General features: G+C 49.0%; 12 protein-coding genes. 7 read left to right on the top strand and 5 right to left on the bottom strand.

The window, feature by feature from the left end; translation table 11 throughout:
• Positions 1–15 precede the first annotated feature (15 nt).
• From GNP95_RS14930 to xylA, 5 genes are all read right to left on the bottom strand, one after another.
• Positions 16–1,506, bottom strand: a complete 1,491-nt coding sequence (locus GNP95_RS14930) for an ABC transporter substrate-binding protein (protein ID WP_155611663.1) — start codon at positions 1,504–1,506, stop codon at positions 16–18.
• Between the two features lie 259 nt (positions 1,507–1,765).
• Positions 1,766–3,286, bottom strand: a complete 1,521-nt coding sequence (locus GNP95_RS14925) for a response regulator transcription factor (protein WP_155611662.1) — start codon at positions 3,284–3,286, stop codon at positions 1,766–1,768.
• Positions 3,279–5,102 carry a sensor histidine kinase gene (locus GNP95_RS14920; RefSeq protein WP_155611661.1) on the bottom strand — a complete coding sequence of 608 codons (1,824 nt, stop codon included), beginning with the start codon at positions 5,100–5,102 and terminating at the stop codon, positions 3,279–3,281. The genes GNP95_RS14925 and GNP95_RS14920 overlap by 8 nt, the downstream gene beginning before the upstream one ends.
• A 276-nt stretch (positions 5,103–5,378) precedes the next feature.
• Positions 5,379–6,878: a xylulokinase gene (gene xylB, locus GNP95_RS14915; protein WP_155611660.1), complete on the bottom strand. Its 1,500-nt coding sequence runs from the start codon at positions 6,876–6,878 to the stop codon at positions 5,379–5,381.
• Between the two features lie 328 nt (positions 6,879–7,206).
• Complete coding sequence (gene xylA, locus GNP95_RS14910; RefSeq protein WP_155611659.1) at positions 7,207–8,523, bottom strand: xylose isomerase; 1,317 nt, start codon at positions 8,521–8,523, stop codon at positions 7,207–7,209.
• 226 nt (positions 8,524–8,749) lie between these two features.
• Between xylA and GNP95_RS14905 the strand changes: the two genes are divergently transcribed.
• From GNP95_RS14905 to GNP95_RS14875, 7 genes are all read left to right on the top strand, one after another.
• Positions 8,750–9,949: an ROK family transcriptional regulator gene (locus GNP95_RS14905; RefSeq protein ID WP_155611658.1), complete on the top strand. Its 1,200-nt coding sequence runs from the start codon at positions 8,750–8,752 to the stop codon at positions 9,947–9,949.
• Between the two features lie 219 nt (positions 9,950–10,168).
• The gene (locus GNP95_RS14900) at positions 10,169–10,330 is read left to right on the top strand and encodes a hypothetical protein (RefSeq protein ID WP_155611657.1); all 162 of its coding nucleotides are present in this window, start codon (positions 10,169–10,171) and stop codon (positions 10,328–10,330) included.
• Between the two features lie 26 nt (positions 10,331–10,356).
• The gene (locus GNP95_RS14895; protein WP_155611656.1) at positions 10,357–11,043 is read left to right on the top strand and encodes an ABC transporter permease; all 687 of its coding nucleotides are present in this window, start codon (positions 10,357–10,359) and stop codon (positions 11,041–11,043) included.
• A 2-nt stretch (positions 11,044–11,045) separates the two neighbouring features.
• Positions 11,046–11,963, top strand: coding sequence for an ABC transporter ATP-binding protein (locus tag GNP95_RS14890; RefSeq protein WP_155611655.1), 918 nt, complete (start codon positions 11,046–11,048; stop codon positions 11,961–11,963).
• A 253-nt stretch (positions 11,964–12,216) separates the two neighbouring features.
• Positions 12,217–12,765, top strand: a complete 549-nt coding sequence (locus tag GNP95_RS14885) for a sigma-70 family RNA polymerase sigma factor (protein ID WP_155611654.1) — start codon at positions 12,217–12,219, stop codon at positions 12,763–12,765.
• Positions 12,752–13,957 carry a DUF4179 domain-containing protein gene (locus GNP95_RS14880; protein ID WP_155611653.1) on the top strand — a complete coding sequence of 402 codons (1,206 nt, stop codon included), beginning with the start codon at positions 12,752–12,754 and terminating at the stop codon, positions 13,955–13,957. The genes GNP95_RS14885 and GNP95_RS14880 overlap by 14 nt, the downstream gene beginning before the upstream one ends.
• 11 nt (positions 13,958–13,968) lie before the next feature.
• On the top strand, positions 13,969–14,961 hold the full coding sequence (locus GNP95_RS14875; protein WP_155611652.1) for a DUF4179 domain-containing protein: 993 nt from the start codon (positions 13,969–13,971) through the stop codon (positions 14,959–14,961).
• The last annotated feature ends 68 nt before the right edge of the window (positions 14,962–15,029 follow it).

The raw sequence follows: 15,029 nt of genomic DNA, 5'->3' as shown, positions 1-15,029 counted from the left end.
ATCTTCGATTCGTTCCTACTTGTTGTTTGCAGCTCTCCACTCGTCAATCTGTTTTTGAGCTTCCGCGATAATCTTATCCAGACCTGCGGCTTTAAATTTCTCGTTTGCTTTTGGCAGGTACTCTTCCGGATCTACTGTACCCGTCATAAGGGATGCCCAGAATTCGTCCTTCACGTTCTGCACAGCAGCAATTTCACTCGCTACATTTGTTGCATCGAAATTGAAGCCCAGCAGCGGCGCGTTTTTACCCGATTCGTTGAACTCTTTGAATTGCTCCCATTTGTCTGCAGGATCGTTCTCGTTCAAGTAAGTGATCAGGATGTTCCCCAGGGAGAAGGTTGGCATGTCATAATTCTTGGATTCCTCCAGGTTCTTCATGACATTGTCGCTGACTTTCTCATAATGGACGCCTTCGATCCCGGAATCGATCATATTACGAAGCACCGGGTCTGTGTTAAGCAGATTCAGAAATTCCATAGCTTTCTCAGGGTATTTCGAGTTTGCGGAAATCGCCTGCATCGAGCCCATCACGGACCAGTTATATACATAAGCATCGCCAGCTGGCGTTGAGGTTACCGGATAACCATAGCTTGCAGACCAGAGGTTATTGGCTAGCGGCTGTGTAGCAGCGCGATCCGAGAACCATTTTCCGGATTTATACAAATCGTCTACCGAAGTCGTGGTCGCTGCCTCTGGAGAAATGTAGCCGGCTTGATAGAACTTGCGCATCGTCTTCAATGTTTCCTTGGCTTCCTCAGTTTCCAGGATGTTCACGACTTTATAGTCCTTGGTGTCCATGTATACAGCCATCGGCATTTTTTCAATCACATAGTCGAACGGCATAAGCGGCACATGGTCACTCATGATGGCATACGGCGTGATGCCGGGCTCATTCTCCTTGATGACCTTCAGCAGAGGCTCAAGGCTCTCCAGAGAACGAACGTTTGAAATGTCTAAATTGTATTTATCAAGCAAATCTTGATTGAAGCGGTAAACCTCCTGTGCTGGTAATTCCTTGTTGGCCGGAACAGCGTAGTTATGTCCGTCAACCTTGGAGCCTTCCAGGAACGCAGGATCCAGTACTTCCTTGATGCCTTGGCCATGCGTCTCCAGCAGCTCGTCGATTTCCATAAATGCGCCTTTGCGCGCATTTTGCACGTAATCAAACGCCCAGGAGCTGGTGAACAGAATGTCCATCGGCTCGCCGGATGCGGCCATGACCTGCATTTTTTGCGTGTAATCGCCGAAGTCGATCATTTTCATTTTGATCGTTGCATTGATTTTTTCTTTGGTGTATTTGTTGACTTCCTCCATCACTTTGTCAACATCTTTCTGCGGTGTGCCGATCGTGTACCAAATCAATTCAACCGGCTTGTCGGAGCTGCCTCCAGCGCCAGAAGCCGCTCCATTGTCGCTCGCCTTGCCGCCTCCGCATGCGCTCAGCACAAGTGTAAGCGCCATCAAGGATACGAGAAGCAGAGACAATCTTTTTCTTTGTTTAGCCATTACCTATGAACCTCCCTTTGGTGTAGCCTCCGAATGATCTGCAGCATAACAACGCTATCGTTCCTCCGGACTTCCAAATTATTCATGATGCGATTGCTGGTGGAGGAAGCGGCCAGACTGCCATTCGCGGCTGGCTTTTCGCCTTGATTTCCTTAGTAGGACTATCTTTACTGTAATTTATGAAAGCATTTTCAAATAGAAGCGAAATTAAATAAATCATGTATAAAATAAAGAAAGGGCTTTCTAGCGGCATGTTCCGCTAGCTAAGCCCTTTGAATTCAGTCGGCGATATGCCGACATATTTTTTAAATTGTTTATAAAAATAACCCGTCTCCCAATACCCGACCTTCCGTGCGATTTCCTGTACTTTCATGTTCGTCGTCCGCAGCAGCTCTTTCGCTTTCTCGATCCGGTATCGGTTAATATACTCGGTGAACGTCTCATTGACTTCTTTATGAAATAATTGTCCCAGGTACACCGGGTGGATATTGTACATCGAGCCAAGCACCTTCAGCGACAAATCCTGATTGTACGCATCATGAATATAATTTAGCACCTGCTGGACGACCGGACTCTTCACGTCGCGTTCAAGCAGATCCACCGTCATAGCTGCCGCTTCCTTGATCATCTCCATCAGTTCGGCCGAGGTTGTCGCCCTCCGAATTTGGCTAAGCCCACCCTTGTACGGCTCCGGATCATCGGTATGGGTGATTTCCTGCAGCAGCATCTTAAAGCGAATCAGCCATTCCATCGCAATCTCCTGCAGCAGATCCGGCGTCATACCCTCCAATTGCTGCAGATAAGCGAAGTCCTTCTCGATGCGAAGAAACAATGCCTTCTTATCCTTCGCCATAACTTCTTTCTTGTATTCATTCCAGTCGATCGGCCAATCTCCGAGGCGCGTCTCCTGCTGCTGGCTAGCCAAATCCTCATAACGTAAAATCCGGTCGGCTGATCTGACCATGAAATATTCCTGTGCCCGTTTGGCATGACTGTAGCTTTGCGAGGCATCCTCCACCTTCTCCACGCTGCCAAGTGATGCACAAATTTTGTTATGGGGGGACAGGAGCAGGCGCAGATTATCGCTGATTCGTTCCGCATCCTCCTTGCACGACGATACATCATCCGCGTTGAACACAAGCACAATGTCGCCGTCCATATCCCGGAAGGGCACAACATTCTCCGACGAACTCAGCTGATTCATCACAGAATCGAACACCTCTGCCATAGAATGCCCGGCTCGCAGTATGGATACCTGCACATACCGCTGATCGAGCTCAATGCCCAGCAGGTCGGCACGCTCCTGGAACTCCTTCGGACTAATCTGATCCTGCAGCCAGCGATACATCACATTGTCCCTCAATATCCGCATGCTTTGCTCGTTCAAGGCGAGCTCCGACCGGTTCAGATTCAGCTTCTGCACAACCGTTCTCAAGGTTCCCTTGAATTCTTCCAAATTGATCGGCTTCAACAGATAGTTCTCAATCCCAAGCGCCATGCCTTCTTTCAAGTAATCAAACTCGTTATATCCGCTAAGGACGATGACTTTCAACTCGGGATGAACAGCCCGGACATGCCGGATCAGATCCAATCCATTCATCACGGGCATTGAAATATCCGTAACTAGAATATCGGCTGGCGTTACCTTCATCGCTTCAAGCGCAATCGCGCCATTCTCCGCATGGCCCACAATTTCCATGCCGAGCTTAGCCCAATCCACAATATCGTAAAGCCCCTCGATAATGAACGGCTCATCGTCTACGATAAACACTTTAAACATGGTTGATTACCCCCTCTCCCTTCCGGGGAAAACGAATGGTAAGTGTGGTGCCCTGTCCTTCTTCACTTTCGATTTCAAGGCCGTAACGGTCGCCAAAGAGCAGCCCCAGTCTCTCATGGATGCTGCGCAGCCCGAACGATTCCGCGTTCTTGTCCGGATGATACAGTCCAGTCATGATTTGCTCCAGCCGCTCCCGCGCAATACCCTTGCCATTGTCTCTGACCTGGACGATACAATCCTCGCCGCTTGGCTGTACGGATATTTCAATATGATTGTCATTCCTGTCCGCCCTCATGCCATGCAGAATGTAATTTTCAATGATCGGCTGCAGCGACATTTTAAAAATGGGAATGCTCTCAAACGGCTTATCGCATCGGATGCTGTAGGAAAACTTATCCTTGTACCGGATGCGAAACAGCTCCAGATACAAGCGGCAAGCCTCCAGCTCGTCCTTCAGCGTATAGTTGCTTTTCTGCTGAACAAAGCTCTTGAACAGCACGGACAGGCTGTAAATCATCTCCGCGACATCATGGGCTCCGTGGGATATGGACCGCATGCGAATGACTTCAAGCGTATTGTACAGGAAGTGGGGATTCACCCTCGCCTCCAGCGCGGCGAGCTCCGCGTGCTTCTGCTTGATTTCCGCCTTGAGCCCGCGGTCGATATACAAATTCAGTTCATCAAGCATATCGTTGAAGCTCTTGGATATTTGTCCAAGCTCGTCCTCCCGGGGATCATCGATACGCGCTTTCAGGTCGCCCTTCTTTACTTTTCTCATCAAACGGATGATGTTATAGATCCGTCTAGCAAAATTGCCGATAAACAAGGATGGCACGATAATGGCGACCAGTATGCAAATCAAGGCGATCGTAATGATCGAATTGCGCACGCCCCGGTAGGTAGCGGCAAGCTCTTCCTTTGGCACCGCGCTGAGCACGGTATATCCTCCCTGGCTCTGGGTCAGCTTCGTGATGATCATGTCTTCACCGATTACCCCAGTGTCATAAATGGAGCTGACCTGTTCTGCATACGGATACTTGCTGCCGTACAACGTATTTGAAGTGTCGAACAAGACGTCGCCGTGCGCGGACAGCACGACGATCGTCCCTTTAAAATCATCGCGGTAATTCGCCAGGCTCCCCCAAATTTTCTCCGCGTCAAAATAAACGAGGAGCTGCCCGACATTGCGCAGTGATTGCTTGTTGTTCACCGGGACGCGAAGCGAGTACATCTGCTGATCTGGCAAATTCACAATTTTCCGTACCCAAATGTTCGGGATCGATACCTGGGCCTCTTCTTCCAGGTACATCGCATCCGGCACGAAAGAGCGGGCCGCGTTTGTCGGGATGATTTTGAACTGCTTATGCTGATTGTAGACATATAATTGCTGCTGATCCGCACTGTACAGCATCAAGCTGCGAATGTCGGGGTCATCCTCCATCTTATTGCGGAAGAACTGAACCGCATCGGTTGTTGCCCCGATATCGCTATAGAACTTATCCAATCTGAACCGGACATACTCTTCATAGGGATGCTCCATAAGAAAAGAGGTGTTGCTCGCCAGCTCGCTGTCCCGGTACACATCGCGCATCATATTTTGCACTGATTCGTATTTCCCGCTGACATAACTGCTAACGCTTTCAACCGCCCGTTTCTGGATGTTCATCTGACGCTGCACCGCAGCCTCCGATAAGGATAAGAACATCAAGTACGAGAACGTTATAATTGTCACAATCATGATAATCGAAAAGAACAGAATCATTTTCAAAAACAGATTGTTCTTGAAATACTTTCGGTATACATTGCCGATAATCATGGTAACCTCCTCAGAATATCGCTTATTATAACACGGCCGCGGGCAAATTTCTTATAAGGGACGCCGCCCGATGAAATAAAAAAAAGGAAATCGCCCCTGCAAAAGGCAATTTCCTTTAGGTTTATTCTACCGTCTATATTCACGAATGGCTGAAGCAGATTTGTTCATTTTACGCCAAAGAGAGCACCTGGAAGGTGCTCTCTTTCACTATTGCTCTGGCTTTTTGCGCTCTTGCGCTTTCGTCCACCATTGCTGCTTAAGCTGTTCCTGCTGCGATTACTGCTCTCTGAACTCCTGCAATCCCTCGTTCAAGGAACGGGTTGCCGAATATACTTGCTGGTACAGCTTGAACAACCGTGCATATTTCTCGACATTCGCTGCATTTGGCTCGTACGTGGCACGGTAGCCGATGAATTTATCCGCGCAGTCCTTCAGGCTGTCAAACCATCCGCTGCCAACCGCTGCCATCATCGCTGCGCCCATAGCCGGGCCCTGCTCGTTGTTCAATGCGACGACCGGCGTGCCGAAAATATCCGCCTGCATTTGCAGCCATACCGGATTCTTGGCACCGCCGCCGATCGAGATAATGCGCTCCACGTTAATTCCCGCTTGCCGGAACAGCTCCAGCGATTCTGCCAGCGAGAAGGTGATGCCCTCCATCACAGCGCGGGCGAGATGCTCGCGGCGATGCGTACCGGACAGTCCAATGAAGCTGCCGCGGATGACGCTGTCCGCATGCGGCGTACGCTCGCCGACCAGATAAGGCGTGAACAGCAGCCCTTCCGCTCCAGGAGCGATATCGGCTACCGGCTTCAAAAGCTCGTCGAAGCTCAGTTCCGGCGCGAGCGAATCCTTGAACCAGCTCATGCTGTATCCTGCCGCCAGCGTAACGCCCATCGCATAGAAAGCCCCCGGATGAGAGTGGTTGAAGAAATGCACCTTACCGCCAAAATCTTTATTTTTATCTTCCTCATACGACAAAATAACACCGGACGTACCGATGCTGCACAGCGCATCGCCCTGACGCACGATCCCGGCTCCAACAGCGCCGCAAGCGTTGTCCGCTCCACCGCCAAATACCTTCGTGCTCGTGGAAAGCCCTGTCAGTTCAGCAAATTCCGGCAGCAAAGTTCCGGTCTCTTCGGTGCTTCCGACCAGCGGAGGCGCAAAATCGCTGGACAGCCCGAATGCCTCCAGAATCTCCTCGCTCCATTTCGCTTCCGGCACGTTCAGCATCAGCGTACCCGCCGCATCGGACAGTTCCATGTGTACGTTTCCTGTCATGCGGTAGCGCAAATAGTCCTTCGGCAGCACAAAACGTGCCGCTTTGGCGAATAGCTCCGGCTCGTTCTCCTGCACCCACAGGACTTTCGGCAGCGTAAAGCCTTCCAATGCTGCGTTTCTGGTAATGTCCAGCAGCTTGTCGCCGAGCTTGGCTTCAATTTCCCGGCATTGCTTCGTCGTGCGGGTATCGTTCCACAGAATGGCATGGCGCAGCACTTCATTCTTGTCGTCCAGCAGCACAAGACCGTGCATTTGGCCGGAGAACGAGACGCCTTCGATATCCTCGGCAGCGATGCCGCTGCTTTTCATCAGCTCTTTGAGGCAGGTGATCGTGCCTTTTACCCATTCTTCAGGATCTTGCTCACTGTAACCCGGGCGCTCGTGAATAAGCGGATAAGCTGCCGTTGCTTCTCCTTTGATCTCTCCGTCTTGGCCTACCAGCAGCGTCTTTACCGAGCTAGTGCCCAGATCGATTCCGATTACGTATTTCATCCGTGACTCTCCCTTCACCAATTAGAAGTTTTTCTTATAATAAGTGTTCAAAAAGTAAATCTTTCAGCACCGAGGCGTATGCTTTCGATGTGCGTTTTTTCAAAACGCCTTAGGTTGAATGAAGCTAGAGACTGAGGAGTGGAGCCGCACGTTTTCGAAGAAAACGACTCCGGAAGCATAGGCTCAGCTCGGCTGAATTCAAGATTCGATGTCGAATGAACCACCTGTGCTACTTCGTGATCAAAGATTGACTTTTTGAACTACTTCTCATATTCAAAAGGGGACGTCCAGCGTCCCCTTGTATCATTGCTCTTATTTCGTAGTGATCTTATTTCGTAGCGAAAATATATTCGTTCAAGCGAGCTTTAACCAATTCCAGGTGGCTGGATTTGTTGCGGATCTCGCTGTTTTGCAGCGCGTAAGCTTCCAGCGTCTTGAAGTTGGCTTTACCGGATACGATGTCAGCTCCGATGCCGCTCTTGAAGCTGGCATAACGCTCTTCCAGCAAGTTGTCGAAGAATTTGTCCTCGATCAGTTTAGCCGCTACTTTAAGTCCTTTGGCGAAGGTATCCATACCTGCGATGTGAGCGTAGAACAAGTCTTCCGGCTCGAAGGAGCTTCTTCTTACCTTCGCGTCGAAGTTCACGCCGCCAGCGCCAAGGCCGCCGTTCTCCAGAATTTCGTACATTGCCAGTGTAACTGCATACAGATCTGTCGGGAATTCATCCGTATCCCAGCCAAGCAGCAGGTCACCTTGGTTGGCATCGATGGAACCCAGCATGTTGTTGAGGCGTGCAACGCGCAGCTCATGCTCGAACGTATGTCCAGCCAGTGTCGCGTGGTTCGCTTCCAGGTTCAGCTTGAAGTGGTCTGCCAAGCCGTATTTTTGCAGGAATGCGATGGTTGTAGCCGCATCGAAGTCGTATTGGTGCTTGGAAGGCTCTTTCGGCTTAGGCTCGATCAGGAATTGGCCTGTGTAGCCGATTTCTTTCGCATAATCCAGAGCCATATGGAAGAATCTTGCCAGGTTATCGAGCTCAAGGCCCATGTCCGTATTGAGCAGAGACTCGTAGCCTTCACGGCCGCCCCAGAATACATAGTTTTCAGAACCAAGCTCAAGACCTGTTTCCAGACCTTTCTTTACTTGTGCAGCTGCATAAGCAAATACATCAGCATTGGAAGTCGTTGCTGCACCGTGAACAAAACGAGGGTTGGAGAACATGTTCGCTGTGTTCCAGAGCAATTTTACGCCGGTAGCTTTCATGCCTTCTTTGATCTTAGCAACGATAACGTCCAGGTTTTCGTTCGTCTCTTTCAGGTTTGCGCCTTCAGGAGCAATGTCGCGGTCATGGAACGCGAAGTAAGGAGCACCGAGCTTCTCCAGGAATTCGAAGTTTACTTCCACGCGGTCCTTCGCAAGATCAAGACCTGTGCGAGTCTCCCATGGACGAATCATGGTTGCTTGACCGAACGGGTCGCTTCCGTCCATCGTCAGGGTATGCCAGTAAGCCACCGCAAAACGAAGATGCTCTTTCATCGTTTTGCCAAGAACGACTTCGTCCTCGTTATAATGTTTGAATGCCAGCGGATTGTTGGAGCCTGAACCTTCGTACTGGATTTTGTTAATGTTCTTGAAATAACTCATACTTGAAATCCTCCCAGTCTGATTTGGAATTACTTGTGGAAAGTAAGCCTTTACATCATGATGATTATTAGTAGCATGACCCAAATTTAGACGAGGCATGCTGCTTGATATCTTTATCCTAACACGGCCGACTTAGTTTGTCTAGTAAACTAACTAAGTTATTGATTTAGCATCACCGTTATGTGTATGATGTAGTTATCTTTTATGTAGAATCGAGGGTATCATCATGAAAATTACGGGCGATCAGCAACTGATCAAGAAAATGAACAAAACGCTCGTGCTGGATACGATTCGTCAGCGGCAGCCCTTGTCCCGTGCCGATATCGCCGCTACGCTCGGCCTGAATAAAGCCACTGTATCTTCGCTTGTCTCCGAGCTGATCGAGAGCCAGCTGGTCACCGAGATCGGCCCCGGCGAATCGAGCGGCGGGCGGAAGCCTACGCTGCTGCTGTTCAACCGCGGCGCCGGATATGCCATCGGCATCGATATCCGCGTCAACGATCTGTTTGCACTGCTCGTAGACCTGGAAGGGAACGTCATTCGGGAACGAACGGTTCCCCTGGAGGATTCGTCACCTGATCATGCGCTTGAACAAATCCGCAAAATGATCCACTGGCTCAGCAAGAAGGCGCCCGAATCGCCTTACGGCATCGTCGGCATCGGGATCGGTGTACCGGGACTGGTCGATGAGAAAAGCCGGATCGTCTCCGCCCCGAACCTGGGCTGGAACAATGTGGCTGTGCAGAATCTGCTCATATCCGAATTCGGAGAGAATGTTCATATAGACAATGAAGCCAATGCGGGAGCGATCGGCGAGAAGCTGTACGGGGCCGGACGCGATGCCGCCAATTTGATTTATATCAGCATCGGCGTGGGGATCGGCTCCGGCATGATCGTCGGCGGCGAGCTGTACCGCGGCATTTCCAACTTCTCCGGCGAAGTGGGCCACATGACGGTGAGCGAGAACGGCCCGCTCTGCCGATGCGGCAACCGCGGCTGCTGGGAGACGCTCGCTTCGGAGAAGGCGCTGCTCGATCGTGCAGCCCAGCGCTGGAAGGACAGCTCGGCCGCTTCCGATGAGGAAGGGCTGGATCGCCTGCTGAACCTTGCCCGGGCAGGCGATCCCGATGCGCTCTCCCTGCTGCAAGAAACAGGAAACCATCTGGGCGTCGGCCTAGCGAACCTCGTCAATATTCTGAATCCTGAATTGATTGTCATCGGCAACCGTCTGTCGATGGCTGGAGATCTGCTTCAGGAGCCTATGCTGCATACGCTGGAGAGCCGCAGCTTGTCCTATCATATGAAGAAGACGCAGGTCGCCTTCGCCGAGCTGGGCATTCGCAGCACCGCCCTAGGCGCGGCCTCGATGCCAATCACTTCCTTTCTAGCCGATCCGGATGTCACTTCGCAGAAAACCCAGCCTTAAAACTCATAAAGCCCTGACCAGGACACTCTACCTGGTCAGGGCTTTTTATTGTTTCAATCCAAAGATCGATATTTTCGCAAATACAACAGCAAGCCTGCAAACGGCAGCAGTACAGCTCTGAGAGACCCAACAATTGACAGGTATTTTTTTGTAACTTATCATAATATTTGCTAACTCAATAGGAATACGATTAGCGAGTAAGAGACAGGAGAGATATTTATGCGTAAACTGTTTGAACTGTTAAGTTTAGCAGGTGTTGTCGGCTACTTGATTACCCGCTTCTTTTTCTATGAGTACAAGACTCTGATGTTCACTTTCGGAGGATTAGCCGTGGTCGGGCTTATTGGCAAATGGCTCACTCGAGGATCAAAGAATGTATAGGGGATGAAAAGAGAAGGAGAATTGTTATGAAAGGAATAGTAATTAAAGAATTCGTCGGCCTAATTAGAGGAATTAAATCTATTTTAATCGTTTTATTTATTACCGGAATATCCATTTTAGCCGCCCGCAGCTTGAGAAATAGCCCCCTGTTTATGGACGAATCCTCGAATCCGTCGGCTACGGCTCTGGCTGGATTATCCTTTATACTGGTTATCTTTGGGGCTCTATTTGTGCTTACTCTATCGCATGATATTGTGAATCGCGACATTCAACTGCAGCGTATCCGTCTTTTGATTACCAAAACCTCCCGCCCTTCAGTGATTCTGGGCAAGTTCTTGGCGGTTTGGTTATTTTGGGTCATCGTATCCCTTATTTCATTTGTACTGGTATCCTTCATCACGCGAACCTTTGTCATTCATGAATTGCTATTTCTATGGGTATATCTTGCCTTCCTGTCCAGCATTTGCGTTATGCTATCGACCGTAGTGATACACCACGCCTATTCCGTGATTCTGAGTGTGCTGCTCGGTTTGGCCCTGCCGATTTTTGGAATCTGGAGCATGTTCTCCTCCGTTGTGCCGATCCGTGCTTTACGTTATGTGCTTCCCTACTACCCTATGTCTGAACAACCAGCACTGCTGCTCGTAACTGCGGCCGAGGTCCTTGTCTTCTTAGCAGCCGCCGTGGTTTTATTTCAGAGAAAGGATTTATAAGCATGAAAGCATTAGTCGTAAACCAATTGTCTAAAGAGTATAAAACGAAGAAGGCCGTGCATGATATCAGCTTTAGTCTAGAGACTGGAGAAGTATTCGCTCTTCTCGGAAGAAATGGAGCTGGCAAAAGTACTACCATCAACATGTTGACCGGCATTTTAACACCAACTTCTGGCACAATCGAGATCCTAAATACACCCTACAGGCATATGAATAAAATCAAACAGCGCATTGGTGTCTTACCGGACAACAGTAATTACTACAGTGAAATGACGGCCATTCAGCATATGAAATTTTTCGCTCAAGTTAAAGGGGTTTCTGCCCGAAAGGACTCGCTTGTCGACCTGCTTGAATCGGTAGGTCTAGGAGAGGATTTAGGCCGAAAAATCGGGCAATTCTCACTTGGAATGAGAAAAAAATTAGGCATCGCTCAAGCTTTGATCGGCTCCCCAGAGCTGATTTTTCTAGATGAGCCCACCTCGACGCTGGACGTCGAGTCCGCACTGCAAATTCGTCAATTGATCGGTACGCTAGCATCTAAAGGCATTACAATATTCATGACGTCCCATAATCTCGAAGAAATTGAACGCATCTGTGATCGGGTGGCTATTCTTAACCATGGAAAAATCGAAAAAATGGGAACCTTAGAACAGCTTCGCGAGGCACATACCCGCAGCATCAACATAACTATCAAATACCAAGCCAGCGATCAATCTGAAGAAAGCCTATGGCTGGATCGGTTGCAGCAGATGGCTGGTGCCGTGCAGTGTAAAACCCCTTATGTTGAGATTGAGCTCGACGAAGAAGAGGTGATCCCGGAGATTGTCCAAGCTGCGGTGGAGTGTAAAATCAGAATTTACAGCATCGAACGGGAAAGGATCTCGCTGGAAAACATTTTTCTGGATGAGAAGCTGGCCTGAGAAAAAATCCGCATGACGCATAGCTTTATCGCGAACAGCCACCCCCGTGATTGATACACGCTCCCATCATAGTAAACCTAGAAAAAACAAATGACCCTGACCAGGGCACAAATCCTGGTCAGGGTATTTTTATGGAAAAATCCAAACATCACTGCAATCCATCCTATTCCAAATAAGTCGGTCATAGCCTGTAACCTTTTCGCCCACTCCCCGATCTAATTCTATAGAGGGCCCTCAAAAGGAGTTGAAATTCTTGCAGCAAGATATAGTACTGGACGTCAAGCGGGCGCAGCAAGGTGACCGGGAAGCGTTCATCCGGCTCTTCCGGATGCTGGAGCCTCAGTTATATAGCTTGGCCAAGTCCATTGTCAGACGTGACGAAGACTGTGCGGACGCATTTCAGGAAACTACGCTTAAAGCGTACAAAGGCTTAACCACATTACAACAGCCAAAATATTTTAAAACCTGGGTCATCCGGATTCTGATCAATGAATGCAATCAGTTGCTTCGTTTGCGCAGTAAGACGGTGGTTATGGCAGAACTCCCGGAAGCGGAGCCTCCGTTCCATTACTACGAGGACAGCAGCAAGCTGGATCTGCATGAGGCCGTGGATCATCTGGACGAGTCATTGCGCATCGTCATCCATTTGTTTTATTTTCAAGACTTGTCAATTAAACAAATCTCGAGTGTGCTGGACATTTCCGAAGGAGCCGTCCGAACGCGTCTGCACCGGGCTCGCGGGATATTAGCCGATGAAATAAAGCGGAAACAGGAGGGGAAGCTGACTTATGGAAATATATGATCTCGATAAAAAGCTTCGGGAAATCGGCAGAGGAGAACTAAACGAAGTACCGGAGATCATTCGTCAACGTCAGGATCAAGTTTACGCTTCCCTGCCCCATCATCCGATAGAGAACAAAACCGGGCATAACATCCGCAGCCGGATCATGAGCAAATTTTGGGCCGCTACAGCCGCTGCCGTCCTCCTTGTCTTTATCGGGGGACTAAGTGGTGTAATGATGTCGCCAGCGTTGGCAAATTCATTGAAAAACCTGCCGCTCATCAGCAATATCTTCAAACTGGTTGACGATTTGGGACTACAAACAGCGGAGGAGCAAGGACTGGTCGAGGAAACAAAAGCCAGTGTGACCCATGAGGGAGTTACTCTGCATGTGCCCCAGGTCATCTTTGACGGACTTCGCTTATCTCTGGCGGTTCAGCGAGAAGGCGATCATTTTCCCAGCGCTATTCTGGATTCCGAGGTCGTCGGTGAAGGCGAGAATGCGAAAGTGATTCACCAAAGAGGCGAAATCAGAGATTTCAAAATGTTCATTAACGGAAAACCTACCCACGAAAATAAGGGAAATCAGCGCATCGGTTTGAGCGGGCTGCCGACGGAAGATCATAATTCAGCAATCTTTCGGTTGACTGCCCATTCCGGTCCGGGAGAATCGGCACATTTTCTGCCAGATCAATTTACACTGACAGCTCAATTTTGGCTGGAGGGTACCAAGGAACCATTTGTATTCGAGCTGCCTGTTCGCAAGCAGACGAAGACAACGAGTCTCTCCCCTAGAGAAACGAGAAACTGGAGAAATGTTACCGTCACACTGGACGAAATTCAATTTACCCCCCTGACAACGAAGGTGACTTTAAATCTGGAACCAGAGGATGGGTCGAGAGAAGCTTATCAGAACTTAAAATTCGAGCTATGGGATGGGCAAGGAAATCTCTTGAATTTTGTCGGCGGCATGGGGGCGCTCGGAGAAGCTGGAGAAAGCCGGAGTGAACTGTTATTTGACCGCTTCAAGGAAGCTCCAAGTACAGTAACACTGAAAGCATTTGTCCCACAAATGGCCGACCCTTCAGCCAAAACGGGCTTGTTCAAGCTTGATCAGAATGGAGAACCTGTCAAACACTATCTGAAAGATCTTGAAATGAGCGTACAAGTAAATCAGAACGAAATAGAGAAACTGTACAACCTATCTAAATAATAAAACCATATATGGAGGAGTTTAAAATGAAAAAGGTATATAAAGTGATGACAACAGCAGCTTTAGCAAGTTTGATTTTGGGTGGAGCGGCTTTAGGAACAGCGACAGCGAATGTATCCCATACACCCCTGCTTACCCCTACGAGCGTAGCGGCACAAGCGCCGGCGCAAAATCCTAGTGTAACCCACAACGGCATTACGCTGAGCGTAAGTAAGGCGCTGTATGACGGCAACTATATCGGTATTACCGTAAATCGAAGCGGTGGAGGATTGACTTCAGGAATAACCGAAGGGCATTTTGATCAACAGGCCGAGGATTATGTATGGGCAAAAGGAGCCATTAAGGACATTCAAATTTTCATGAATGGCAAAAATATTTATGACATGGGCGACGGAAAGCTGCATAAAAGACCTAGTCTCGGTTGGGCGCAAGGCTCCAATCCGGATACAGCGGAAATTAAGATTGTCGATCCATCCTGGCTGGGGGATCATCTCAACGAGCTCGCTTTTTCAAATAAATTCAAGCTTACCGTCAAGATCACGCTGGAAGGTGTAGACAATCCGTATACCTTAGAAATGCCGATCCAGCAAAGCGTAGAGAAAGCGACGGCCTTGAAGCCAAATATGACCAAAAAACACGGAAACCTAAGCGTCACCTTGAGCAAGCTTAATCTAACCTCAGATTCTTCCCGTATTCAATTGATTGAGAAAGGGTTAGACAAAGACAAGCATTCGGGCATCATTTATGAGTTCGTAGATGATGAAGGCAACATCATTGAACCAATCTCCGGCTTTGGAACAAACGACAACAACAAAAATGGGCACTGGTACCACAATTTCGTGATCGATGCCCTGAGTAAAAACACCGAGTCGATCACGGTCAAAGCTTTTACTCCTGAAATGGAAACACCAGGAGCAACATCAGGCAGTTTTAAACGAGATGAAAACGGCAATTTGGTAAAAAATTATATTAAAAATCTCGAAATGACTGTAAAGGTAAAGTAACCCTTTGTAAGCCTTGCCCCGCGCCTTGTATTCTGGGCGCGGAGCAAGGTTTTTTTATATTTAAGTTC

The organism is Paenibacillus woosongensis (assembly GCF_009725165.1).
Taxonomy (GTDB): domain Bacteria; phylum Bacillota; class Bacilli; order Paenibacillales; family Paenibacillaceae; genus Fontibacillus; species Fontibacillus woosongensis.
The sequence above is the reverse complement of the archived record's forward strand: the minus strand, read 5'-3'. Positions and strand labels throughout refer to the sequence as shown.

Excerpts from the sequence above, each read along its gene's own strand:
- GNP95_RS14920 (WP_155611661.1), bottom strand. The coding sequence starts at position 5,102 with ATGATTATCGGCAATGTATACCGAAAGTATTTCAAGAACAATCTGTTT.
- GNP95_RS14900 (WP_155611657.1), top strand. The coding sequence starts at position 10,169 with ATGCGTAAACTGTTTGAACTGTTAAGTTTAGCAGGTGTTGTCGGCTAC.
- xylB (WP_155611660.1), bottom strand. The coding sequence starts at position 6,878 with ATGAAATACGTAATCGGAATCGATCTGGGCACTAGCTCGGTAAAGACG.
- GNP95_RS14930 (WP_155611663.1), bottom strand. The coding sequence starts at position 1,506 with ATGGCTAAACAAAGAAAAAGATTGTCTCTGCTTCTCGTATCCTTGATG.
- GNP95_RS14890 (WP_155611655.1), top strand. The coding sequence starts at position 11,046 with ATGAAAGCATTAGTCGTAAACCAATTGTCTAAAGAGTATAAAACGAAG.
- GNP95_RS14895 (WP_155611656.1), top strand. The coding sequence starts at position 10,357 with ATGAAAGGAATAGTAATTAAAGAATTCGTCGGCCTAATTAGAGGAATT.
- GNP95_RS14875 (WP_155611652.1), top strand. The coding sequence starts at position 13,969 with ATGGAGGAGTTTAAAATGAAAAAGGTATATAAAGTGATGACAACAGCA.
- GNP95_RS14925 (WP_155611662.1), bottom strand. The coding sequence starts at position 3,286 with ATGTTTAAAGTGTTTATCGTAGACGATGAGCCGTTCATTATCGAGGGG.
- GNP95_RS14880 (WP_155611653.1), top strand. The coding sequence starts at position 12,752 with ATGGAAATATATGATCTCGATAAAAAGCTTCGGGAAATCGGCAGAGGA.
- xylA (WP_155611659.1), bottom strand. The coding sequence starts at position 8,523 with ATGAGTTATTTCAAGAACATTAACAAAATCCAGTACGAAGGTTCAGGC.
- GNP95_RS14905 (WP_155611658.1), top strand. The coding sequence starts at position 8,750 with ATGAAAATTACGGGCGATCAGCAACTGATCAAGAAAATGAACAAAACG.